The sequence below is a fragment of the Sphaerospermopsis reniformis genome, assembly GCF_005402885.1.
In the GTDB taxonomy this organism is placed as follows: Bacteria; Cyanobacteriota; Cyanobacteriia; order Cyanobacteriales; family Nostocaceae; genus Sphaerospermopsis; species Sphaerospermopsis kisseleviana.
Map to the genome: position 1 here is coordinate 1 of NZ_BJCE01000611.1, position 310 is coordinate 310.

Annotated in this window: 1 protein-coding gene; it reads right to left on the reverse strand. The window is 35.2% G+C overall.

Going from position 1 to position 310, the window contains the following annotated elements:
- Positions 1-310, reverse strand: a 310-nt coding sequence (locus FFR48_RS28605) for a transposase (protein ID WP_137669643.1), incomplete at both ends; no start/stop codon positions are given.

Below are 310 nucleotides of genomic sequence, written 5' to 3' on the forward strand. Positions count from 1 at the left end.
TTGCTTACCGCGATACTTTCGTTTCCAATAAACGGCTAAATTACAACAACCAAAACCTTTATCTTGTGTGAGATGAACATTTTCATAAAATCTCCGACCTCCAGGGTAAATTGGAATTGTACTCAATGGTTGGAATTTTTGTCTTTTCTCTCGAAATGTGGTATCTTTTTTCTGTCTGAAGATATACTTCAACCCCTGACTATGTAACCATTTCCTTAATTCAGCACCATGAAATTCTCTATCGCCAATAATGACTAATTGATAACGTTTCAATAACCTAATTACCGGACGTAATACTTTCTGTTGTTCT